Source organism: Pseudomonas fakonensis (assembly GCF_019139895.1).
GTDB lineage: Bacteria > Pseudomonadota > Gammaproteobacteria > Pseudomonadales > Pseudomonadaceae > Aquipseudomonas > Aquipseudomonas fakonensis.
The window spans coordinates 4,631,729-4,652,904 of sequence record NZ_CP077076.1; the positions used below are offsets into that span (position 1 = coordinate 4,631,729).

Annotated in this window: 18 protein-coding genes, 1 tRNA gene and 1 pseudogene; 8 read left to right on the forward strand and 12 right to left on the reverse strand. The window is 63.6% G+C overall.

Annotated elements, in window-relative coordinates; all coding sequences use genetic code 11:
- Positions 1–19: 19 nt before the first annotated feature.
- The gene (locus tag KSS94_RS20340; RefSeq protein ID WP_217839867.1) at positions 20–1,339 is read right to left on the reverse strand and encodes an NAD(P)/FAD-dependent oxidoreductase; all 1,320 of its coding nucleotides are present in this window, start codon (positions 1,337–1,339) and stop codon (positions 20–22) included.
- Positions 1,340–1,743: 404 nt separating this feature from the next.
- On the opposite strand from KSS94_RS20340, the gene KSS94_RS20345 reads away from it, so the two are divergent.
- Positions 1,744–3,369: a methyl-accepting chemotaxis protein gene (locus KSS94_RS20345; protein WP_217839868.1), complete on the forward strand. Its 1,626-nt coding sequence runs from the start codon at positions 1,744–1,746 to the stop codon at positions 3,367–3,369.
- Between the two features lie 198 nt (positions 3,370–3,567).
- On the opposite strand, the gene KSS94_RS20350 is transcribed toward KSS94_RS20345, so the two are convergent.
- The 7 genes from KSS94_RS20350 to dapA form a co-directional block, all read right to left on the reverse strand.
- Positions 3,568–3,759 (reverse strand): DUF4223 family protein, encoded by a 192-nt coding sequence (locus tag KSS94_RS20350; protein ID WP_138218418.1) that lies wholly within the window; start codon positions 3,757–3,759, stop codon positions 3,568–3,570.
- A 251-nt stretch (positions 3,760–4,010) separates the two neighbouring features.
- The gene (locus KSS94_RS20355) at positions 4,011–5,165 is read right to left on the reverse strand and encodes an acyltransferase family protein (protein WP_217839869.1); all 1,155 of its coding nucleotides are present in this window, start codon (positions 5,163–5,165) and stop codon (positions 4,011–4,013) included.
- 401 nt (positions 5,166–5,566) lie between these two features.
- Positions 5,567–5,656 (reverse strand) — tRNA-Ser (locus KSS94_RS20360).
- Between the two features lie 91 nt (positions 5,657–5,747).
- Positions 5,748–6,458 (reverse strand): phosphoribosylaminoimidazolesuccinocarboxamide synthase, encoded by a 711-nt coding sequence (gene purC, locus KSS94_RS20365; RefSeq protein WP_011535129.1) that lies wholly within the window; start codon positions 6,456–6,458, stop codon positions 5,748–5,750.
- 28 nt (positions 6,459–6,486) lie between these two features.
- Positions 6,487–7,245: an MBL fold metallo-hydrolase gene (locus KSS94_RS20370; RefSeq protein WP_217839870.1), complete on the reverse strand. Its 759-nt coding sequence runs from the start codon at positions 7,243–7,245 to the stop codon at positions 6,487–6,489.
- Entirely contained in the window at positions 7,246–8,361 is a 1,116-nt protein-coding gene (bamC, locus tag KSS94_RS20375; RefSeq protein WP_217839871.1) for an NlpB/DapX family lipoprotein, read from the reverse strand. It abuts the gene before it with no gap.
- 17 nt (positions 8,362–8,378) lie between these two features.
- Positions 8,379–9,266, reverse strand: coding sequence for a 4-hydroxy-tetrahydrodipicolinate synthase (gene dapA / locus KSS94_RS20380; protein WP_217839872.1), 888 nt, complete (start codon positions 9,264–9,266; stop codon positions 8,379–8,381).
- A gap of 225 nt (positions 9,267–9,491) precedes the next feature.
- On the opposite strand from dapA, the gene KSS94_RS20385 reads away from it, so the two are divergent.
- Together KSS94_RS20385 and KSS94_RS20390 are read left to right on the forward strand one after the other, a co-directional pair.
- Positions 9,492–10,052 carry a glycine cleavage system transcriptional repressor gene (locus KSS94_RS20385; RefSeq protein WP_217839873.1) on the forward strand — a complete coding sequence of 187 codons (561 nt, stop codon included), beginning with the start codon at positions 9,492–9,494 and terminating at the stop codon, positions 10,050–10,052.
- Positions 10,053–10,062: 10 nt separating this feature from the next.
- A complete protein-coding gene (locus tag KSS94_RS20390; RefSeq protein ID WP_217839874.1) occupies positions 10,063–10,536 on the forward strand; it encodes a peroxiredoxin in 474 nt (157 codons plus the stop codon).
- Between the two features lie 104 nt (positions 10,537–10,640).
- Here the strand turns inward: KSS94_RS20390 and KSS94_RS20395 are convergent, their stop codons facing one another.
- Together KSS94_RS20395 and KSS94_RS20400 are read right to left on the reverse strand one after the other, a co-directional pair.
- A complete protein-coding gene (locus tag KSS94_RS20395; protein ID WP_217839875.1) occupies positions 10,641–11,711 on the reverse strand; it encodes an AI-2E family transporter in 1,071 nt (356 codons plus the stop codon).
- 30 nt (positions 11,712–11,741) lie between these two features.
- Positions 11,742–11,981, reverse strand: coding sequence for a sulfurtransferase TusA family protein (locus KSS94_RS20400; protein ID WP_217839876.1), 240 nt, complete (start codon positions 11,979–11,981; stop codon positions 11,742–11,744).
- Positions 11,982–12,087: 106 nt separating this feature from the next.
- Between KSS94_RS20400 and KSS94_RS20405 the strand changes: the two genes are divergently transcribed.
- Entirely contained in the window at positions 12,088–13,524 is a 1,437-nt protein-coding gene (locus tag KSS94_RS20405) for a M48 family metalloprotease (protein WP_217839877.1), read from the forward strand.
- Positions 13,525–13,736: 212 nt separating this feature from the next.
- On the opposite strand, the gene nadA is transcribed toward KSS94_RS20405, so the two are convergent.
- Both nadA and KSS94_RS20415 read right to left on the reverse strand, forming a co-directional pair.
- Positions 13,737–14,795 (reverse strand): quinolinate synthase NadA, encoded by a 1,059-nt coding sequence (gene nadA / locus KSS94_RS20410; RefSeq protein ID WP_217839878.1) that lies wholly within the window; start codon positions 14,793–14,795, stop codon positions 13,737–13,739.
- Between the two features lie 288 nt (positions 14,796–15,083).
- Positions 15,084–16,598: a YdgA family protein gene (locus KSS94_RS20415; RefSeq protein ID WP_217839879.1), complete on the reverse strand. Its 1,515-nt coding sequence runs from the start codon at positions 16,596–16,598 to the stop codon at positions 15,084–15,086.
- 526 nt (positions 16,599–17,124) lie between these two features.
- On the opposite strand from KSS94_RS20415, the gene KSS94_RS20420 reads away from it, so the two are divergent.
- The 4 genes and pseudogenes from KSS94_RS20420 to KSS94_RS20430 all read left to right on the forward strand — a co-directional run bounded on the left by KSS94_RS20420 (position 17,125) and on the right by KSS94_RS20430 (position 21,115).
- The gene (locus tag KSS94_RS20420; RefSeq protein ID WP_217839880.1) at positions 17,125–18,474 is read left to right on the forward strand and encodes an APC family permease; all 1,350 of its coding nucleotides are present in this window, start codon (positions 17,125–17,127) and stop codon (positions 18,472–18,474) included.
- 278 nt (positions 18,475–18,752) lie between these two features.
- Positions 18,753–19,742 (forward strand): annotated as a pseudogene (locus KSS94_RS27650) (methyl-accepting chemotaxis protein); the annotation flags it as partial.
- Between the two features lie 102 nt (positions 19,743–19,844).
- Positions 19,845–20,600 (forward strand): methyl-accepting chemotaxis protein, encoded by a 756-nt coding sequence (locus KSS94_RS27655; protein WP_369992262.1) that lies wholly within the window; start codon positions 19,845–19,847, stop codon positions 20,598–20,600.
- Positions 20,601–20,644: 44 nt separating this feature from the next.
- Positions 20,645–21,115, forward strand: coding sequence for a TolC family protein (locus tag KSS94_RS20430; protein WP_217839882.1), 471 nt, complete (start codon positions 20,645–20,647; stop codon positions 21,113–21,115).
- Positions 21,116–21,176 lie beyond the last annotated feature (61 nt).

Sequence of the window (21,176 nt, forward strand, 5' to 3'; positions counted from 1 at the left end):
TCTGGATGGAAACTGAAAATCAGACTTCGCGGCCGGCGCGGAACTGGCCCCACTTGAGCACCGAGTTGACGCCGATCGACAAGAACGGCTGCGGCGGGGTCTTGCTTGGGCCGGGGGATGCCAGCAGGAAGTCGATGTGTTCGTTGCGCTGGCCGGCCAGCCAGTCAGCCAGCAACTTGCCAGTGGCGGTGCCGCGGGTGATGCCCAGGCCGTTGCAGCACAGGGCGCCGTACACGTTGGGGGCAAGCTGACCGAAAAAGCCTTCGTGGTTCTCGGACAGGCAGATGGCGCCACTCCAGGTGTATTCGAAGTCGACCCCGTCGAGCATCGGGAAGCGCCGCTCGAACGACTTGCGGTGGGTCGGCAAATGGCGCTGCAGCATGTTCGCCCGCGGGCGGCCGTCGGGGTAGAAGTTGAAGCTGTTGCGAATGAGGATGCGGTTGTCGACGGTGCGGCGCACGGTGCTGCCGAACGGGTGCGCCGGGATCACTCCCCACACGCCCTGCCCGCCCAGGCGGGCCTGCTCTTCAGCGGTGAGCTGGCGGCTCAGGCTTGCGTACAGGAAGGTCGGCAGCAGGCGGCTTTGCAGGAAACCGAAGTGCGAGGCAAAGCCGTTGTTGGCCAGGATCAGCTTGTCGGTGACGATGCTGCCACGCCCGTGCACCAAGGTGATCTTGTCGCCCTGCTCCAGCGCAGTGATGGCAGTGTTCTCGTACAGGGTGACGTTGGCCGGCAGGCTGTCGGCCAGGCCCTTGACCAGCGCCGAGGGCTGCAGCAGCAGGGTGCCGGGAATGTGCAGCGCCTTCTTGTAGTAGGAAGTGCCGATGTGCTCTGGCAAGTCCTTCTCGTCGATCATGCTGGTGGCGCGGCCGATCTTCTCAAGGCCCGAACGGTAGGCCTCGAGAATGGCGATGCCCTTGTCGCCAACGGCAGCCTGGTACTTGCCGGACTCGGACATCTGGCAGTCGATGCCGTGGGCGGCAATGATCTCGCGCAGGTAGTCCTGGCCCAGGGTGTTGAGCTTGAGCACTTTCAGCGCGGTGCTGACGTCACCGATGTAGTCCTTGGCGCCGATGTCGTGGGGCACGTCGATGGCAAAGCCTGCGTTACGCCCGGACGAACCGAAGCCCACTTCCTGCGCCTCCACCAGCACGATTTCCTGGTCGGGGAAATTCAGCGCCAGCTGGCGCGCGGCGGCAAGCCCGGTGAGGCCGGCGCCGACGATGGTCCAGCGCGCCTGCCTGTTGCCGGCAAGGCCCGGGCGAGGCTGGCGCATGGGGCTGGTGTGGTACCAGCCAGGGCGAGAATCGTCGCCGGGAAGTGAAGTGATCTTATGCATTTATTATTGACTCCAGTGCTCTTGCCAACGCCGCCTTCACGCGGCGCATTCGATTGTGCAGTCCGTGGCGACGCGGGTTGCCCCGCCCTCCCTTGCCCTGGTGGCGCCCTGCAAGCAAGGGGGCGCGCAGCCTTGGACATGCCTGCACAGCATCTCGGCGCTAGCAGCGCCCTGACCTTGAAGTGCGCAGGTTTGCCATTCTCCGTCTCATGTATACATATTGTCTACTTTTAAAATTCAATGGGTTTGGGTGGCTAGGCAGGGCAATGGCACTGTGCAATTATTTCTGTAGACAAATTGTCTAACAAGGCGAAAACAGCCTTGAACCCGCACCGCGACGCGTACCAGGCAACCCAGTGCCTTTACCATCAGCGGTGCTTGCCTAGCCTTCGATGGAGCAATACATGCAGTTGAGGAACCTGAAGATCGGCCAGCGCGCCGCAGGCCTGTTCGCCCTGTTGGGGGTGTTCGTACTGGCAATGGGACTGCTGTCGCTGTACGAAACCCAGCGGATGAACGAAGCCTCGGAGGATGTGCGCACTGGCTGGATGCCGGCGGTGGTGTCGCTGGGGGATGTCAGTACCAACCTGGGTCGCGCGCGTATCTTGTTGCTCGCCAGCGTGGTGCAGGCCGAGCCGGGTGAGCGGGCCCGTCAGCTGGCAGCGCTGGAGCAGGTCGACGCCAGTCTGGACCACGATATACAGGCTTACGAGCGTACGGTGATCACCACCGAGGGCCGCGCGCGCTTCGACGCCTTCACCGGCGCCTACCACGACTACCTGCTGGTGCAGCGCGAAATAGTTGCCAGCCTGAAGGCAGACACTTCCGACCAGGCCAGGCAACTGGCCGCCAGCGCCCTGAGCGAGCGGGCCGAACGCATGATGGCAGCGATGAACACCTTGATCGCGTTCAACAGCAAGGGCGCCTTCGCCGCCACCGAGCGCACGGACTATGCGGCGCAGGAGGCGTTCAAGGTGACTACCCTGGCCCTGGCGGTGATCGCCGTGGCGCTGATCCTGATCGCCACCCTGCTCACCCGCAGTATTGTCCGCCCGCTGGCCGAGGCAGTGGTGGTAGCCGAGCGGGTGGCCAGCGGCGACCTGACCCGCGATATTCAGGTGCACGGCCGTGACGAGCCGGCCCTGCTGCTGCGCGCCTTGAGCCAGATGCAGCAGAACCTGCGCGAGACCATCCGCCGCATCGGCGCCTCGTCCGACCAACTGGCCTCGGCCTCCGAAGAGCTGCACCGGGTCACCGAGGACACCAGCCACGGCCTGCACCAGCAAAGCGCCGAGATCGACCAGGCGGCCACGGCGGTGAACCAGATGACCGCCGCAGTTGAAGAAGTGGCCAGCAACGCCGTCAGCACCGCCGACGCCTCCAGCGGCGCCGACCGCACTACTCGCGATGGCCGCGACCAGGTCCAGCAGGCGCTGAGCTCGCTGCAGCACCTGGTGGATGACGTGACCGGCACCTCGCGGGAGATCGAACAGCTGGCCAGCAGCGCCAATGAAATCAGCCGGGTGCTCGATGTGATCGGCTCGATCGCCGGGCAGACCAACCTGCTGGCGCTGAACGCCGCCATCGAGGCTGCCCGCGCCGGTGAGGCCGGCCGTGGTTTCGCGGTGGTCGCCGACGAGGTACGCGCCCTGGCCCACCGCACCCAGCAGTCTACCGCCGAGATCGAGCAGATGATCGGCGGCATCCAGACCGGCACCGAGCGTGCGGTCAGCGCCATGCACAGCAGCCAGGGCCGTGCCAGCGGCACCCTGCAGGTGGCCCAGGGTGCCGGCCAGGCGCTGGAAGTGATCGCCGAAGCCATCGCCTCGATCAACGAACGCAACCTGGTGATTGCCAGTGCGTCGGAGCAACAGGCGCAAGTGGCGCGGGAAGTGGACCGCAACCTGGTGAACATCCGCGACCTGGCCATGCAGACCTCGGCCGGGGCCAACCAGACCAACGCTGCGGCGCAGGACTTGTCGCGCTTGGCAGTGGAGTTGAATGGCATGGTGGCGCAGTTCAAGGTTTGAGCTGCCAAAGGGATCGCTTAGCCTTCAAACCTGCGCTGCACCTGTAGGAGTCGGCTTGCCGGCGATGAGGCCCGCACAGGCAGCGCAAACTCATCGTATTCACATGAAGGCCTGCCCATAAACAAAAACCCCCGGCCACATCCATGGCCGGGGGTCTTGGATCAAGCCACTACAGGCCTGATCGGGGTATCGCCAAGATTACTGCTGCTGAGGCAGTTTATCGATCGGGCCGCAGCCGCCGATGATCTTGGAGATGGAAACTGCTGGGTGGAACAGGTAGTCGTACGAGCAGTTCTTAGGCTGGTTGTACACTTGGCCAGTGCAACCGGACAGCAGGGCAACACCCGAAACGACAGCAACGGCTACAGTAGCCTTGATCAGCTTTTTCATAAAAATCCTTTAAGTCCATGATCCGCCATCACTCTGATGGCGCGGGGATGATACGGAAAACGAGGGGGAAATCCAAGTGCGGCGCCTTGAGTGCCAACACGAGAGACTTCGAGCCAATGCCTGAGCGCTATAGCCGTTGCGGGGGCACCGGCGATTTTAACTCGCCAGGTATGTACACCAGCAGGTGCCTGCTGATACACGCCCCAGTTTCTACAATGACCTAATGCCAGGTAGCCCGCAGGGAGCGGTCGCTAGGCAGTCTCCGTTGCGCCAGGTTTTTCCAAATCAACCATGCGCTTCTTCGCGATGATTTTTTTCCCCAGATTGATGCCAGGGATTTCAATCAACCGATAGGTTATCTCTACCAAAACCAACAGCACCGCCAGTACAACGATAGCGCAAAAGAAATAGGCATATCCGCCTAGATACACAGCGGACGCCGCGTAAATCTTCGCAAGAGAGTCCTTCATGTAGTACATGACAATGGGATGAAGCAAATACATACTAAAGCTTCGCTCACCAAAGTACTCCAGGTACTTATTGGCTAACCACCGACTAGGCCATACGGACTGCCAGACGCATAGCATCATGAACGCTACACCCCAAACAATGATGTCCAGCCGGCCAGCACCTTTGAAGTATTTTCCTATGCCTCCCACCACAAGCGCCAGCAGCAGCGCGATCGTGGCAAGTGACAAGATGGTTTTAGCCTTGGACGCTTCGCGACCCAGACCACGACTCAGGCGATAGGCAAAACAGCCCATGATGAAAAAGCAGAAATTCGGCACAAACGCAAAATAGGACCAATCCCATCGAGTAACGGGACCTTTGAGATGCTCCGCGTGCATCAACGACCTGACGCTGTAGGATACAACAACGCTGATCAACAACCAGGCCAGCGCCGATCGCTGAGACTTGCTGCACAGAACAATCACGGGGAACACGACATAGAACAGCATTTCTACGCCTACCGACCACCCTCCCCAGACGATTTCGGTAAAAGGAACAAGCCCGAAGGTGAAGGATAAGTTGGTAACGATCTTGTCAAAACCAACCGACAATCCTCCACCCTGTATTTGACGGAGCAGTTCGAAAGTCAGTACGCAATAAAACAGCGGGGCTATACGAAAGAAACGCCGGATAAAATAATCATTTAGCCACCCGGTGCGCTCAATCCGGCCAAGGGTAGAATGCATCAGTGAAAACGCACTGAGTATAAAGAACAAGTGTACAGAAAGACCAAAGTCTCGAATGATAAACCCGAAGCCTGCAGGGACTGCGACTTTTCCAATGAGGGCCAAGTGATACAGAACCACTGCCAGCGCGGCAACCCCTCGTAAACCATGAATCCCTGGCAGTAGGCGCTCTGCATCAACGACTGCCACAAGCCCATCCTTGCTAGCCATCGATCATCCTCAAGTCAAATTTGCGCGCGAGGATACATCGAAACCCCCGCGATCTGCCATCAGAAAAGACTGCAACGGGTCTGCGCCCTCGTGTCGAAATAAGCACCAGACGATCAGCCGAGGATTGTGTTTGACGCCACAGGTCACCGTCTTTGCATCGATCTGGGCAGGGTCATTACGTGGCTCCACGGTAAATCTGAAATACCTGGCGCCCGCTGAACAGACCAGCTAGCAAAGCACCGTATATGACGGCAACCTACAAGCCATTCTGCTCAGTCGTGTGCTGTTGCAGCAGCGCTGCCTGAAGCTACTGAAAGATGCGCTTTCGAAACGCCGCCGCCTCTGGCGGCAAAATGCAAAAAGCCCCTGAAAACTTTCGTTTCCAGGGGCTTTCGCATGTATGGCGGAGAGATAGGGATTTGAACCCTAGGTACTGTTGCCAGTACAACGGATTTCGAATCCGTCCCGTTCGACCACTCCGGCATCTCTCCAGTGGCGCGAATCATACCAGCGTTTTCGCTTTTGGCAAACTTTTTTTGAAAAAAATTCGCGTGGTATCAGTCGCTTGCGTGAACGCGCCGGTTACAGCGGCACGCCCAGGCGCTTGGCCACTTCTTCGTAGGCCTCGATCACGTCGCCCAGGCCCTGGCGGAAGCGGTCCTTGTCCATCTTCTTGCGGGTCTCTTTGTCCCACAGGCGGCAGCCGTCCGGGCTGAACTCGTCGCCCAGCACGATCTGGCCGTGGAATACGCCGAACTCCAGCTTGAAGTCGACCAGCAGCAGGCCGGCGTCATCGAAAAGCTTGCTCAGCACTTCGTTGACCTTCAGCGACAGCTTCTTCATCTCGACCAACTGCTCGGCGGTGCCCCAGCCGAAGGCAACCACGTGGGATTCGTTGATGAAGGGGTCGCCCTTCTCGTCGTTCTTCAGGAACAGCTCGAAGGTCGAAGGCTCGAGCTTGATGCCCTCTTCCACACCCAGGCGCTTGACCAGGCTGCCGGCGGCATAGTTACGCACCACGCACTCGACCGGGATCATGTCGAGCTTCTTCACCAGGCACTCGTTGTCGCCCAGCAGCTTGTCGAACTGGGTCGGCACGCCGGCTTCTTCGAGCTTTTGCATGATGAAGGCATTGAACTTGTTGTTCACCATGCCCTTGCGGTCGAGCTGTTCGATGCGCTTGCCGTCGAACGCCGAGGTGTCGTTGCGGAACAGCAGGATCAGGCGGTCGGCGTCGTCGGTCTTGTAAACCGATTTGGCCTTGCCGCGGTAGAGTTCGTCGCGTTTTTCCATGATGGGCTCCGCTTGCTGAGTTGGTGGGCTAGGCGATGTGGCGCCAGTCGAGCCCATGGTCCTGATTGGCCACCTGGAGCCAGGCTGGGTCGCACCCGAGGGTATCGACGAAGCACTGCAGCGCCAGTTGTGGCAGGTTGTTCTTGCTGCTGAGGTGGGCCAGCACCAGGTGCTGCAGGTTGTTCCAGCCCAGCTCGGCCACCAGGTTCGCGGCCTGGTGGTTGTTCAAATGGCCCTGGCTGCCACCGACCCGCAGCTTGAGAAAGCGCGGGTAGTGGCCGCGGGCAAGCAGGTCGCGGCAGTGGTTGGCTTCGATCAACAGCGCATCGAGCCCCTGGTAGCGCTCGAGCAGCCGCGAGTCGTAGCTGCCAAGGTCGGTGAGCATGCCGAAACGCCGGCGACCATCGCTGATCACGTACTGCAGCGGTTCGAAGGCATCGTGCTCGACCCGGGCGGCGCTGACTTGCAGCTCGCCGACCTGCAACAAGTCGCCGCAACCGATGAACCCGGCCACCTCCACCGGCTTGCGCAAGCCGCGCAGGGTGCCCTGGCTCATGTAGACCGGTACATTGTAGCGGCGGGCGAGCAACCCTACCCCATGCACGTGGTCGGCATGTTCGTGGGTCACCAGCACTGCGCTCAGTTGCGCCGCCGACACCCCGAGCAGCGCCAGGCGCCGCTCGGTTTCACGTAGCGAAAAGCCGCAGTCGACCAGGATGAAAGTGCCACCACTGGCGATCAGCGTGCCGTTTCCCTGGCTACCGCTTCCAAGAACCGCGAAGCGCACTTAACCCAGGCGGTCCTGGATGGCGCTCAGCACGCGGCGGGCGACATCGGCCGGGGCCACGGTGTTGATGTTCTTCTCGACAGTCACCTGAACGTTTTCACCCACCTTGCTCAGGCGTACCTGGTAACGCTCGGCACGGGCTTCACGCTCTTCCTTGGTCGGCTCGCTGCCGAACAGGCGGCTGAAGAAGCCAGGCTCCTTCTGCTTGTCGTCGGGCTTTTCGGACAGGTTGATGTAGTACAGGCCCAGGCTGCGGTTGATATCCTCGACCCGCCATTCGCCCTGCTCCAGGGCGCGGCCGACGCCGGACCAGGCGCGGTCCAGATCCGACCCCAGGTACAGCACCGGGTTGCCGCTGCCGTCCTCGCTCAGGCTGACCTGGCTTGGTGCGTCGAAATCGCGCGCGGCCAGCAGCGATACCGAACCGCCCTTCTCGGCGTTGCGGTTCATGCTGGCGAGCATTTCGTCGACCAGCAGCGCGTCGGCGCCGGCATTGCTCGAGGTGGACGGGAAGTCAGGCTCGGTGCTGCTGCCAGCCGGGCGCTCGACGCTGACCACGTACACTTCGGAGGTGTTGCGCTGCACGCCGGGCTCCATGCGCACACGGACGCGCACTTCGCTGTCCTGGCTGCTGGAGGCGCTGGCCAGGCGTTGGCCGAGCGAGGCCGACAGCTCGTCGAAACGCTGCCAGGTGGTGGTGAATTCGCCGGTTTGCGGGCGCTCTTCGGCGATACGGAAGCCGTTATCCTCGAAGAACTGGTGAGTCACCGGCCAGACTTCGGCCGGGGCGCGCTGGGCCAGCACCCAGCGGCTGCTGCCGCTGCGCTGCAGGGTGAAGTCGCTGACATCGGCGGTGGCCGACAGCGGCTGCGGACGCGGCACCTCGAACTCGCCGGTGGCGTTGTCGCTGGCGACGTTACGCGGGATCGGCAGCAGCGGGTCAAGACGCTTGACGTTGGTAGCGTCCGGCGGCAGCTGCATCGGGGCGGTCGGGCGCGCCTCCAGATAGTCGCTGCCGCGGTCGCGGAAATAGCCGTCCTCACCCCACAGCCAGCCGCAACCGCTGGTGCTGGAGATGATCAGGGCAAGGGTGGAAAGACCAGCCAGTCGCTTCATGCGGTGTACTTCCTCGATTAAACCAGTACGCCGGACTGGCGCAAGGCAGTACGGACTTTGTCGTGGCAGCTTTCGCTCAGCCAGGTCAGCGGCAGGCGGATGCCCTTGTGCATCAGGCCCATTTCAACGAGCGCCCACTTCACCGGGATCGGGTTGGCTTCGCAGAACAGGTCTTTGTGCAGTGGCATGAGTTTTTCGTTGATTGCGCGGGCCTTCTCGGCATCGCCCGCCAGGGCGGCCTCGCACAGGTCGGCCATTTCGCGCGGGGCGACGTTGGCGGTGACCGAAATATTGCCCTTGCCGCCCATCAGGATCAGTTCGACTGCAGTTGGGTCGTCGCCGGACATGACGATGAAGTCGCTGTCGACGCCGTCGAGGATGGCCTTGGCGCGCACCAGGTCGCCGGTGGCTTCCTTGATGCCGATGATGTTCTTGACCTTCGACAGGCGGATCACGGTGTCGGCCTGCATGTCGCAGGAGGTGCGGCCGGGCACGTTATACAAAATTTGCGGGATGTCGACGGCTTCGGCGATGTGCTTGAAGTGCTGGTACAGGCCTTCTTGCGTCGGCTTGTTGTAGTAAGGCACTACCAGCAGGCAGGCATCGGCGCCGGCATTCTTGGCGTTTTGCGTCAGGTGCACGGCTTCGGCAGTGGAGTTGGCACCGGTACCGGCGATCACCGGGATGGGGTTTTTGCTGTGCTTGACCCGCTCGACCACGTGCTTGATGACCAGGATATGCTCTTCTACATCCAGAGTGGCGGACTCACCGGTGGTGCCGACAGCGACGATCGCGTGGGTGCCGTTTTCCAGGTGGAAGTCTACAAGTTTGTCGAGGCTGCCCCAGTCCAGACGCCCTTGTGCATCCATGGGTGTGACCAACGCCACCATACTGCCCGCAATCATGTAACTGCTCCTGCCGGAAAAAGAGAGCGGTAATGGTACTGGGGGCATCGGCCTTGCACAAGCGAAGCAGGCGGGCGGAGCATTCCCCTTCGCGGCTTATTTCGCTACCCTTGATCCTTTGATCGGTGCAGCGCGGCCCGCCGGGCCGTCGACAGTGCTTCCGGCCTGCCTGAACAGCCGCCAACCCCGTCCTGCGCCGACCGCTCATCGCTTTAGGAATGCTGCATGTCCACCCCCACCGTTCGCGAACAATTCCTCGTTATCAGCGCCCTGGGCCCCAACCCCATGGAGCTGGCCAATGTGCTGAGCCGCGCAGCCTTCGACAACCGCTGTGCGGTGGTCACCTCGCGCCTGACCCGCCACGGCGAAACCAGCGCCCTGGTGCTGCAGGTCGGCGGCAGCTGGGATGCCCTGGCACGCCTCGAAACCACCCTGCCGGGCCTGGTCAAGAAACACGGCCTGACTCTGGACGTGGTGCGCAGCGCCGAGCAGGAAGTACGCCCCCAGGCACTGCCGTACGTCGCTTATGTCAGCGCCGCCTATCGCCCGGACATCATCAACGAGCTGTGCCAGTTCTTCCTCGACCACCGCGTCGAGCTGGACGCCATGACCTGCGACACCTACCTCGCCCCGCAGACCGGCAGCAGCATGCTCAACGCCCAGTTCACCGTGATCCTGCCGGCCGGCACCCAGATCAGCTGGCTGCGTGATCAGTTCCTGGACTTTGCCGACGCCCTCAACCTGGACGCGCTGATCGAACCGTGGCGCCCACAGAACCCTGTTTAAGGAAGCTCCCATGGCCGTAGCACTCGACCAACCTGTCGCCGACTTCCAGGTTCAGGCCACCAGCGGCCAGACCGTCAGCCTGGCTGAGCTCAAGGGCCAGCAGGTGGTGTTGTACTTCTATCCCAAGGACAGCACCCCGGGCTGCACCACTGAAGGCCAGGGCTTTCGCGACCAGCACGCGGCGTTCCAGGCGGCCAACACCCTGGTGTTCGGCGTGTCGCGTGATGGCATCAAGTCCCACGAGAACTTCAAGGCCAAGCAGGCCTTCCCCTTCGAGCTGATCAGCGACAAGGACGAAGCCCTGTGCCAGCTGTTCGACGTGATCAAGCTGAAGAAGCTGTATGGCAAGGAATACCTGGGCGTCGACCGCAGCACCTTCCTGATCGACCGCGACGGCGTGCTGCGCCAGGAGTGGCGCGGGGTGAAGGTGCCAGGGCATGTGGATGCCGTATTGGCTGCAGCCCAGGCGCTGAACAAGGCCTGAAGCAGCACGCAACCCTGTAGGAGCCGGCTTGCCGGCGATGAGGCCAGACCAGGAAACATCATTTCCCGCCAGGGCCCCATCGCCGGCAAGCCGGCTCCTACAGGTCAAAGCATCGGCGAAACACTGCTCTCCTGTCGCGGCCAGGCATCCAGCACGGCCTTGAACAACGTCGCCAGCGGGATGGCGAAGAAGATCCCCCAGAACCCCCACAGCCCGCCGAACAGCAGCACCGCGCAGATGATCGCCACCGGGTGCAGGCTCACCGCCTCGGAGAACAGCAGCGGCACCAGCACGTTGCCGTCCAGCGCCTGGATGATCGCGTACACCGCCATCAGGTAGATGAACTGGTCGCCCCAGCCCCACTGGAACAGCGCGATCAAGGTTACCGGCACGGTCACCACCACCGCCCCGACGTAGGGCACCACCACCGACAGCCCCACCAGCAGCGCCAGCAAGGCGGCGTAGTTGAGCCCCAGGCTGATGAAGGCGATATAGGTGGCAATGCCGCAGATGAGGATCTCGATGCCCTTGCCGCGAATATAGTTGGCGATCTGCCGGTTCATTTCGTCGCCCACCCGGTTGAGCAAGGTTCGCTGGCGCGGCAGGTAGCCGCTGACCCAGCGCCCGATCAGCTCGCGGTCCTTGAGGAAGAAGAACACCAGGATCGGCACCAGTACCAGGTAGATCATCGCGTTGACCAGCAGCGGCAGGCTCGACAACGAGAAGGTCAGCGCCCATTGGCCGAACTTGCCGATTTCGCCACGCACCGACTCGATGGCGCGCAGCACCTGCTCGTCCGACACCAGGTGCGGGTAGCGCTCCGGCAGCAACAGCAACAGCGACTGCCATTTGCCGAGCATGCCCGGCAACTCGTTGAACAGGGTGATCAACTGGTGCCACAAAAGCGGCACCAGCACCAGCATGAATACCGCCAGCGCCCCCATGAACAGCGCGAACACCAGCCACACCGCCAGCCGCGTGGGCACCCGCAAACGCTCCAGGGCGTTGACCAGGCCCTGCATCAGGAACGCCAGCACCATGCCCGCCAGCACCGGCGCCAGCATGCCGCCCAGGGTGAGCACCACGGTGAAGGCCAGAAACAGCAGGACCGCCAGCACCACCGCCTCTTCATCCGAGAAGTAGCGCTGCATCCAGTCGCGGAGCACTTTGAACATTGACGATCCTAGGGTTTGTACGGAAGAGAATCAGGCCTTGCGCAGCCAGTAGGTGTACACCCCGGCCTCGGCGGTTTCGTGCAGCAGGGTATGACCGGCCAGTTTTGCAAAGGTGCGAAAGTCGCGTTGCGATCCTGCGTCGGTGGCCACCACCTTGAGCACCGCGCCACTGGCCAGGCGGTTGAGCTCCATCTTCGCCTTGAGCAGCGGCAATGGACAATTAAGACCGCTGGCGTCGAGCTCGGCGTCACAAGTCAGGGTGTCACTCATCGGGCGCAGCTCCTGGGCAGCGTGGAAATGGCCGGTAGGATACCGCCACTGGTCGGCTTCGTGCGACCCGGCTACAGTAAGCCTTTTGACCGACGCGAGCTTCTGCATGAATCTACTGCGCCCTACCCTGCTGGCGCTGGCCTGCCTGATGGCCCTGCCCGGCCACGCCGACGACCTGCCGTCACTGGGCGATGCCAGTTCCGCGATCGTTTCACCAAAGCAGGAACACGACCTCGGCCGTGCCTGGCTGAGCCTGCTGCGCGGCCAGGTCAACCAGCTCAACGACCCGCAGCTCAAGGACTTCGTCGAGACCAGCGTGTACAAGCTGGCCGAAACCAGCCAGCTGCAGGACCGGCGCCTGGAATTCATCCTGATCGACAGCAAGGAACTCAACGCCTTCGCCGCACCCGGCGGTATCGTCGGGGTCAACGGCGGCTTGTTCCTCAACGCCCAGACCGAAGGCGAGTACGCCTCGGTGCTGGCCCACGAACTGGCGCACTTGTCGCAGCGCCACTTCGCCCGTGGCGTCGAAGCCCAGCAACGCATGCAACTGCCGATGATGGCCGCACTGCTGGCCGGTATCGTGCTGGCCGCAGGCGGCGGGGGCGATGCCGGTATCGGCGTGATCGCCGGTACCCAGGCGGCGGCGATCCAGGAGCAGCGGCGCTTTTCCCGGCAGAACGAACAAGAAGCCGACCGCATCGGCATCCAGAACCTGGAAAAGGCCGGCTACGACCCGCGCAACATGCCCAGCATGTTCGAGCGCCTGGCCCGCCAGTACCGTTATGACGCCAAGCCGCCGGAGTTCCTGCTGACTCACCCGGTCACCGAATCGCGCGTGGCCGACACCCGTAACCGCGCCGAACAAGCGCCCAAGGGCGGTATCGAGGACAGCCTGCGCTACCAGCTGATCCGCGCCCGCGTGGCGCTCACCTACGAAGGCACCCCGGGGCTTGCGGCCAAGCGCTTCCGCGCCCAGCTCGACGTAGACCCGAAACTCGATGCCGCGCGCTACGGCCTGGCCCTGGCGCTGATCAAGGGAGGCCAGCTCAACGAAGCGCGGGAGAACCTCAAGCCGCTGCTGGCCAAGGCGCCCAACGACATCACCTACAACCTGGCGCAGATCGACCTGGACATCACCAACAACCGCCTGGACGACGCCCAGCAGCGGGTGCAGCGCATGCAGCAGCTGTACCCGGGCAACTACCCGCTAAAACAGGTGCGCGCCGACCTGCTGGTCAAGCAGGGCAAGCCGGCCGAGGCCGAGAAGGTGCTGGATGACCTGGTGAAGAATCGCCCGGACGACCCGGACGTGTGGTACGACGTGGCCGAAGTGCGCGGGCTTTCGGGCAACACCATCGGCCTCCACCGCGCCCGCGCCGAGTACTTCACCCTGGTGGGCGACTTCGACCAGGCAATCCAGCAGCTGGACTACGCCAAGCGCCGTGCCGGCAGCAACTTCCCGCTGGCCGCGCAGATCGACCAGCGCCAGCGCGAGGTGATGGAGCAGCAGCGCATGGTCAAGGACATGATGGGGCGTTAACGCTTCGCGACACTGCACACGCAACGACCTTGTGCCGCCTGTGCCGGCCTCATCGCCGGCAAGCCGGCTCCTACAGGTACAACCGCCATCGCGAGGTTTGCACGGTCCTGTGGGAGCGGGCTTGCCCCGCGATAGCGATGTTGAAATTGACACCACCATCGCGGGGCAAGCCCGCTCCCACGCATCTGACACTTGCGCAGAATCAGAGGGCCTCAGGCGTTACCCGACACCTTCATCCGCGCTGCCTGGGTGAAGTCGAGCATGCGATTCAATGGCTTGATCGCCTTGGGAATCAGCGCCGGCTCCACGAAGATCTCGTTGCTGCCGGTGCGCAGGCAGTCGAGCACCCGCTCCAGGGTGTTCATCGCCATCCACGGGCAGTGCGCGCAGCTGCGGCAGGCCGCGCCGTTGCCGGCGGTGGGGGCTTCGATGAACTCCTTGTCCGGGCACAGCTGCTGCATCTTGTAGAAGATGCCGCGGTCGGTGGCGACGATGAACTGCTTGTTCGGCAGGGTCTGCGCGGCCTTGATCAGCTGGCTGGTGGAACCCACCGCGTCGGCCAGGTCGATCACCGACTCCGGCGACTCGGGGTGCACCAGGATCGCGGCATCCGGGTACAGCGCCTTCATGTCGGCCAACTGGCGCGACTTGAACTCTTCATGGACGATGCACGCACCGTCCCACAGCAGCATGTCGGCGCCGGTCTTCTTCTGGATATAGCGGCCCAGGTGCTGGTCCGGGCCCCAGATGATGGTCTCGCCGTTGTCCATCAGGCTCTCGACGATCTCCAGCGCGCAGCTGGAGGTGACCACCCAGTCGGCACGGGCTTTGACCGCCGCCGAGGTGTTGGCGTACACCACCACGGTACGCTCGGGGTGCTGGTCGCAAAAGGCCGAGAAAGCCTCCACCGGGCAGCCCAGGTCGAGCGAGCACGTGGCCTCGAGGGTCGGCATCAGCACGCGCTTGTGCGGGGTGAGGATTTTTGCGGTCTCGCCCATGAAACGCACGCCGGCCACCACCACGGTGTCGGCCTCGTGGTTCTTGCCGAAGCGGGCCATTTCCAGCGAGTCGGACACACAGCCACCGGTCTCTTCGGCCAGGGCCTGGATCACCGGGTCGCAATAAAAGTGCGCCACCAGCACGGCGTTCTGCTTTTTCAGCTCCGCGGCGATGGCCGCACGGTAGTCGGCCTCCTGCGCGGGCGTCAGCGGGTGCGGCTGCTTGGCGTCGAGGTGGGCCTGAACCAACAGGCGTTCGGAAATCTGGGTCATGATCGCGGGACCTGGGGGCGCTTGGGCGCGTCAGTCGAGAGTATCACCCGGCCCTGGCAGATCGGCTAATGGCGCCGGACGGCCAGCCTGGGCGGGCCCTCCCGGCCCCTCTGCGGGCACGGATTATTATCGGACGGCGAAGGCTACAGGCAATCGGGGCGATGCAAAAGGGGTTTTTGCACAGGCCTTGCAAACGCAATCGCGGGGCAAGCCCGCTCCCACGTTACCCGCTCTATCGGGCTTGCGTGGGAGCGGGCATGCCCCGCGATCAAGGCGTTGCTCGGCAGGTCAGCCTTGTGGCTGCAACGCTGCCAGGTGGCCGCTGATCAACATGGCGAACTCTTCAATGGTCATTTTCTTGCCGTTGAAGTCGACCATGCCGTCGGCGTACTGCAGACTGGTCACCACGTCGTTGCCCTGCACCGTGGCCATGCCGCTCTGCAGCGCCATCATGCCGACCATCTCACCGGCCTGGCTGGACTGCTGGGCAATCGCCTGGGCATCGGTTTCACCGCCCAGCAGCGCCTGCAGGGTGGCCAAATCACCGACCATCGGCTTGGACACGCTGAGCTTGCTGTGCAGGCGGCTGACCAGTTGCTTGCCCAGTTGGTCAGGCGGCAGGTCGAACGAGGTGGGGTTGGCAAAATCCATGGCCAGGTTGAAGTGGCTCTCGCCGTTGGCGGTCTTGAACGCCAGCTTTTCCAGGGCGAACTGCGGCTTGCCGGCCAGCAGTTGCTGCAGGTCGGCCTGCACCTTGGCCTTTTCTTCCGGGGTCATGTCCAGCGCCGGCAGCCCCGCGCCTTCGGCGGCAGCTTGCTGCACTTCCGGCAGGCGGCTCTGGTACCACTGCATCAGCGACTGCATGGCCGGGATATCGATGGACTTCATGGTGAAGACCATCTCGCCGCTGCCAACCTTGCGCCCGGCGTAGGTGATGTCGCCAACCTTGTATTCCAGGCGCCCGGACAGCTTGTCCTTGGCATCGCCATCGGCGCTGTACAGGTTGTTCTGCTGCAGGTCCTCGAGCAGCAACACTTCCTGCTTGGGCCCGCTGGTCACCTGTACGTTGGCCAGGGCCAGGTCGATGTTGCCGACATAGATCATGTCGTGGGCAGTCTGGCTGAGCTTGCCGCCCAGCTTGAAGCCCTTGAGCAGCACCTTGACCGGGGTGTCCTGGGCATCGGCGAAGTTCAGCTCCAGGCTGCCCATGTTGCCGTGCACCTCGGCCGCCTTGCCTTCCTGGTCACCGCTCACCAGCAGTTGCATGCCGGAGAAGTCGACGACCTTCTGGCCATCCTGCTCGAGCTTGACCGGCGCCAGGCGAATGTCGCTTTCGACATGGCCGCCATAGCCCAGGCTGACCTGGCCGCTGACCGGCGGCTGGTCGCCGGCGGCGGCGAACCAGTCGGCGGTGTTGTCATCCTTTTCCAGCGCACTGTTGCTGGTGGCCATCACCGGCATCAGCTTGAACGCCTTGACCCGCGACCAGGGGAACGGGCCGTGCTCGATCTGGTCGACCACGCCGACGTCGAAGTTCAGCTTCTCCACTTCGCCCAGCTGGATATCCTTGGCCTTCAGGCGGTAGTGCGCGGTGCTGGTGAAGAAGTGCTGGTCGAGCGAGACCAGCTCGATGGTCATGCTGCCACCGGTGCCCACCAGGGCTTTCTTCAGCTCGGCGTTGCCATTGGCGATGGAGCGCTCAAGCTCCGCCGGCAGTTGCTTGCCGGTGTACCAGGCGCCAGCGGTGGTTGCGACGGCGATGGCAATGGCCAGACCGGAAAGGATGCCTGTTGATTTCTTCATGAATTGAACCGATTGCTGTCCATAAGGGCGCGGACCAGGGAGTTGCCGCGCGGCGGGTGAAGAATATCCCATAGGTTGCAGTGGCTGCACCGGCCCGACTGTCTACAGGAGCCGGCTTGCCGGCGAAAAGGCCCTGAAACGTAAATTTTAACGAACACCAACATCGACTATTGCGCCATACCCTTTAAAAATATCAGTGCATTTCGGCCAAATTAACCGATTCACCTTCTAATCCTTCATCACTCTGTCATGTTTAACTTGACACCTCCCTAGGCATCGTTTTTTATTCCACCCACCTTGCAAGCGCCCCATTCCACGAAGAAGAACAACGCGCCGTCATGATGCCCCCACGCCCCGCCCAGCACGCGCCGCCTTCCTCGTCCCGGCCCTGCCAGCCCTGACACCAGCGCCCTCCCCGCGCACCTCGCAGCTCCTCCATAAAAGGTGAACAACATGGAGCCAACCCGCTCGACCTTGCCGTGCCCGCCGTTCGTGCCCGCAGCCCCGCAACAGGAGTGCCGCCCGCATGCATGACCACAGCGCCACCGGCACCGGCCAGTTCCGTAAATCCCTGCGCCTCTGGCACGTGGTGATCATCGGCCTGGCCTACCTCACCCCGATGACCGTGTTCGACACCTTCGGCATCGTCTCCGGCATCACCGCCGGGCACGTGCCCAGTGCCTACATCCTGGCCCTGGCCGGGGTGCTGTTCACCGCGGTGAGCTACGGCACCCTGGTTCGGCGCTTCCCGCAGTCGGGTTCGGCCTACACCTACACCCAGCGCGCGATCAACCCGCACGTGGGCTTTCTGGTGGGCTGGTCGTCGCTGCTGGACTACCTGCTGCTGCCCATGGTCAACGCGCTGCTGGCCAAGCTGTACCTGTCGGCGATGTTCCCCGAGGTCCCGGAGTGGGCCTGGGTGGTCGGCTTCGTCACCCTGATCAGCCTGATCAACATGCGCAGCATCAACCTGGTGGCGCATTTCAACTTGCTGTTCGTGCTGGTGCAGGTGGCCATCATGAGCGTGTTCGTCTACCTCTGCGTACGTGGCCTGGATCAGGGAGAGGGCCTGGGCACCGCGTGGAGCCTGACGCCGTTCGTCGACGACAAGACCCAGTTCGCCGCCCTGGCGGCCGGGGCGACCATCCTGTGCTTCTCGTTCCTGGGCTTCGATGCGGTCACCTGCCTGTCGGAAGAAACCCGCGACCCGGGCAAGACCATCCCCAAGGCGATCTTCCTCACCGCGCTGATCGGCGGGGTGATGTTCATCGGCGTGTCGTACTTCATCCAGGCCTACTTCCCGACCATGCAGCGCTTCCACGACCAGGAAGCGGCGCTGCCGGAAATCGCCCTGTACGTCGGTGGCAAGCTGTTCCAGTCGGTGTTCATCGCCTGCACCGTGATCAACACCATCGCCTCGGGCCTGGCCTCGCAAACCAGCGTGTCGCGCCTTTTGTACGTGATGGGGCGCGACAACGTGCTGCCGGCCGGGGTGTTCGCCCGCCTGCACCCGCGCTTCAAGACCCCGGTGCTGAACATCATCGTGGTCGGCCTGATTTCGCTGTCGGCGATCTTCTTCGACCTGGTCACCGCCACCTCGGTGATCAACTTCGGCGCGCTGGTGGCGTTCAGCTTCGTCAACCTGTCGGTGATCAACCACTGCTTCCTGCGCGAAGGCTTGCGCCAAGGGCTGGCGAACAAGATGAAGTACCTGGTGCTGCCGACCATCGGCTTTTGCATCATCGTTTCGCTGTGGCTGGACCTGAACGAGCACTCGCTGCTGTTCGGCGGGGTCTGGGCAGCGCTTGGCGTGCTGTACCTGGGCTGGCTGACCAAGGCCTTCCGCGTCGCGCCGCCGAACTACATCGCTGAATGAACCCACCCACGCCCGCCTGACCGCGGGCGTGCTGCTTTCAGACCGTGAAGGATCCGCCCATGTTGCCGCGCCGCCTCACCATCCAGTGGAAGATCACCCTGCTTGCCGGCCTGTGCCTGCTGGCCATCGTCGCCGTGCTGGTCACCAGCGCGCTGGGCCAGGCCCGGCGCAGCGCTGCCCTGGTCAGCCAGGCCAGCACCGAAATGCTCGAACACAGCGCCCGCCTGCGCCTTAAGGCCCATGCCGAAACCCAGGCGCTGCGCATCCAGCGCTACTTCATGGACGCCTACCAGTACGGCAACGGCTTTGCCCGCCTGGTGCAGGTGCTCAGGCAAAAAGGCGCCAGCGACCTGCGCGCCGACCTGACCCGCCAGGCCCAGGCGAGCCTGGCCGGCAACCCCGACATCATCGGCCTGTACCTGGTGTTCCAGCCCAATGCCCTGGACCACCAGGACAGCCAGTTCATCGGCGCCGATGCCACCGGCAGCAACGAGACCGGGCGCTTCTCACTGTATTGGTCGCAACCCAGCCCCGGCGCCCTGGAGCAGGAAGCCATGCCCGAGTCGATGCTCGGCGACGCCAGCCTGGGCAGTAACGGCATTGCCAAGAACCGTTGGCTGACCTGCCCGCTGGAAAGCGGCCGGCCGTGCATGCTCGAACCCTACCTGGACGACGTCAACGGCCAGCAGGTGCTGATGACCAGCATCGCCCTGCCCCTGCTCGAAGCGGGCAAGGTGGTAGGTGTGGTGGGCCTGGACATCGGCCTGAACAACCTGCAGCAACTGAGCCTGGCCGGGCGCCAGGAGCTGTTCGACGGCCAGGGCCAGGTGAGCATTGTCAGCGCCGCCGGCCTGCTGGCCGGGCACAGCCTGGATGCCACCAAGCTGGGCCGTGCCCTCAACCAGGACACGGCGCAAGGCATGCTGCGGGTCGCCCACCCGTTCGCGCCAATCCCCGGCGCCGCGCCCTGGCAGGTGTCGCTGGAACTGCCACAAAGCGTGCTGCAAGCGCCCGCAGTGGCCCTCAACCAGCGCCTGGACGAACACAACCGCAGCGCCAACCTCACCAGCCTGCTGGTGGGCCTGGGCGCCGCCGTGCTCGGCCTGTTGCTGGTGTGGCTGACCGCCCGCGGGGTAACCCGGCCGATCCTCGCCGTGGCCGCACGCCTGAAAGACATCGCCAGTGGCGAAGGCGACCTGACCCGCCGCCTGGACTACGCCCGCGACGACGAACTGGGCCAGCTCAGCAACTGGTTCAACCGCTTCCTCGACAAGCTGCAACCGGTGATCGCCCAGGTCAAAGACTCGCTGGGCGAAGCCCGCGGCACGGCTGACCAGTCGGCGGTGATCGCCAGCCAGACCAGCGCCGGCATGCAGCAGCAGCACCGCGAGATCGAACAGGTGGCCACTGCCGCCAACGAAATGAGCGCCACCGCCCAGGATGTGGCGCGCAACGCCTCGCAGGCAGCCCACGCTGCCCGTGGCGCTGACCAGGCCACCCGCGAAGGCCTTGACCTGGTGGGCGCCGCCGGCCAGGCCATCGAGCGCCTGGCCGGCGGCATGGATGCCGCCATGGAGCAAGCCCGCGCGCTGGAAAGCAGCAGCGAGCAGATCGGCTCGGTGCTGGAGGTGATCCGCGCCATCGCCGAGCAGACCAACCTGCTGGCCCTCAACGCCGCCATCGAGGCTGCCCGCGCCGGCGAGGCCGGACGTGGCTTTGCGGTGGTGGCCGACGAGGTACGCAACCTGGCCCAGCGCACGCAAGTGTCGGTGGAGGAAATTCGCCAGGTGATCGAAGGCCTGCAGCAAGGCACCCATGACGTGGTCGGCGCCATGCAGGGCGGCCAGCGCCAGGCCCAGGACAGCGCCGCGCAGATGGCGCTGACTTTGCCGGCGTTGCAACGCATCGGCGAGGCGGTGGCGGTGATCAGCGACATGAACCTGCAAATCGCCTCCGCCGCTGAAGAGCAAAGCGCCGTGGCCGAGGAAGTGAACCGCAACGTGGCGGGCATTCGTGACGTCACCGAGTCGTTGTCTGGCCAGGCCGAGGAGTCGGCGCACATCAGCCAGGCACTGAACCGCCTGGCCAACCAGCAGCAGGCGTTGATGGAGCAGTTTCGTGTCTGAGCCCACCCTGTCGAGCTGTGGGAGCGGGCTTGCCCCATAATTGAATGGCACCGGCCACTCAGGTGTTCGCGGCTCAAGCCTCTCCCACAGGGACCACTCACCTTCAGGCCGACGCCGTACCTGTAGATGAGGCCCGTAAAGGTGTTGTACCCACACAACCAGCGCTGGATCTGAGGCTTGCAGCGGGCCACCAGCGTGACTTCGAGGCCGAGGACACCCGCATCCAGGCCAGCATCGACCTGGCCGAGCGCTACTGCGCGGTGCTTGCCGCTGAAGACGAACTGGCGCTGGGTGCGTTGCGCCGCCAGGTCAAGCGCCAAACCGCCAGCGCCTTCCTGACCATGAACGCCGAGCCGCAACGCATCAAGGCGACGCGGGTGGCCGTGGAGCCGACCACTGCGGCCACGCGTTCGGCACAGGAAGTCTACAAGCGCGGCATCAACACCAGTACCGACGTGCTGTACAGCATCCGCGAGGAATTCCGCGCCCGCCGCGACCTGCAGCAGGCGCAGTAACGCTTCATCACCAGCCTGCTGCCCCTGCACCGCTGGCGCGGGCAGTTGACCGACAGTGACA

Bases quoted from the DNA above. Each gene is read 5' to 3' on its own strand.
- KSS94_RS20340 (WP_217839867.1), bottom strand. From the start codon at position 1,339: ATGCATAAGATCACTTCACTTCCCGGCGACGATTCTCGCCCTGGCTGG.
- KSS94_RS20345 (WP_217839868.1), top strand. From the start codon at position 1,744: ATGCAGTTGAGGAACCTGAAGATCGGCCAGCGCGCCGCAGGCCTGTTC.
- KSS94_RS20350 (WP_138218418.1), bottom strand. From the start codon at position 3,759: ATGAAAAAGCTGATCAAGGCTACTGTAGCCGTTGCTGTCGTTTCGGGT.
- KSS94_RS20355 (WP_217839869.1), bottom strand. From the start codon at position 5,165: ATGGCTAGCAAGGATGGGCTTGTGGCAGTCGTTGATGCAGAGCGCCTA.
- purC (WP_011535129.1), bottom strand. From the start codon at position 6,458: ATGGAAAAACGCGACGAACTCTACCGCGGCAAGGCCAAATCGGTTTAC.
- bamC (WP_217839871.1), bottom strand. From the start codon at position 8,361: ATGAAGCGACTGGCTGGTCTTTCCACCCTTGCCCTGATCATCTCCAGC.
- dapA (WP_217839872.1), bottom strand. From the start codon at position 9,266: ATGATTGCGGGCAGTATGGTGGCGTTGGTCACACCCATGGATGCACAA.
- KSS94_RS20385 (WP_217839873.1), top strand. From the start codon at position 9,492: ATGTCCACCCCCACCGTTCGCGAACAATTCCTCGTTATCAGCGCCCTG.
- KSS94_RS20390 (WP_217839874.1), top strand. From the start codon at position 10,063: ATGGCCGTAGCACTCGACCAACCTGTCGCCGACTTCCAGGTTCAGGCC.
- KSS94_RS20395 (WP_217839875.1), bottom strand. From the start codon at position 11,711: ATGTTCAAAGTGCTCCGCGACTGGATGCAGCGCTACTTCTCGGATGAA.
- KSS94_RS20400 (WP_217839876.1), bottom strand. From the start codon at position 11,981: ATGAGTGACACCCTGACTTGTGACGCCGAGCTCGACGCCAGCGGTCTT.
- KSS94_RS20405 (WP_217839877.1), top strand. From the start codon at position 12,088: ATGAATCTACTGCGCCCTACCCTGCTGGCGCTGGCCTGCCTGATGGCC.
- nadA (WP_217839878.1), bottom strand. From the start codon at position 14,795: ATGACCCAGATTTCCGAACGCCTGTTGGTTCAGGCCCACCTCGACGCC.
- KSS94_RS20415 (WP_217839879.1), bottom strand. From the start codon at position 16,598: ATGAAGAAATCAACAGGCATCCTTTCCGGTCTGGCCATTGCCATCGCC.
- KSS94_RS20420 (WP_217839880.1), top strand. From the start codon at position 17,125: ATGCATGACCACAGCGCCACCGGCACCGGCCAGTTCCGTAAATCCCTG.
- KSS94_RS27655 (WP_369992262.1), top strand. From the start codon at position 19,845: ATGCAGCAGCAGCACCGCGAGATCGAACAGGTGGCCACTGCCGCCAAC.
- KSS94_RS20430 (WP_217839882.1), top strand. From the start codon at position 20,645: ATGGCACCGGCCACTCAGGTGTTCGCGGCTCAAGCCTCTCCCACAGGG.